The 720-nt window shown below is 74.7% G+C and carries 1 protein-coding gene; it reads left to right on the forward strand.

The window, feature by feature from the left end; translation table 11 throughout:
• Nucleotides 1-135 precede the first annotated feature (135 nt).
• The gene (locus GUY60_RS38015; RefSeq protein ID WP_161706048.1) at nucleotides 136-699 is read left to right on the forward strand and encodes an RBBP9/YdeN family alpha/beta hydrolase; all 564 of its coding nucleotides are present in this window, start codon (nucleotides 136-138) and stop codon (nucleotides 697-699) included.
• Nucleotides 700-720 lie beyond the last annotated feature (21 nt).

Consider the following 720-nt stretch of genomic DNA (forward strand, 5'->3'; position numbering starts at 1 on the left):
CCCACCCAGTGACCACCCTTGCCGAGTGACCACCCCTACCCACGGGCCCTGCACTCCCCACAGGCCCAGCACGCCCCACGGACCCGGCACACCCCACGGGCCCGGAGCCACCCGCCGAGACTCGGAGCCGCAGAGATGAACCGCAGTACGCCGCCGACGGTCCTGATCGTCCCTGGGCTGCGCGACCCCATGCCGGACCAGCACTGGCAGGAGATCCTCGCCGACCGCATCCCCAACACCCGTACCGTTCCGCCGCTGTCGCACGACAGGTTGAGCCGCGCCGCCCAGGTCGCCGCCCTCGACAGCGCGCTGGCGGGCATCACCGGGCCCGTGGTCATCGTCGCCCACAGCGCCGGGGTCCTGACCACCGTGCACTGGGCGCAGCGGCACCGGCGGCCGGTCGCGGGCGCCCTGCTCGCCACTCCGCCGGACTTCACGGCACCGCTCCCCGACGGCTATCCCAGCCTGGAGACGCTACGGGAGCACGGCTGGCTGCCGACGCCGCGCGCCCCCCTGCCCTTCCCGAGCATCGTCGCGGCGAGCACCAACGACCCGCTGGCCGCGTTCGACCGCGTCACCGGCCTGGCCCGGTCGTGGGGCAGCCGCGTGCAGGACCTCGGGCCCGTCGGCCACCTCAACCCCGGTGCGGGGTACGGCACTTGGCCGCGCGCGGAGCAACTCGTACGTGAGCTCAGCTGAGCCCCACGCACCGGTGCCCGG

Origin of the sequence: Streptomyces boluensis, assembly GCF_009908195.1 — a bacterium.
Taxonomy (GTDB): Bacteria; Actinomycetota; Actinomycetes; order Streptomycetales; family Streptomycetaceae; genus Streptomyces; species Streptomyces boluensis.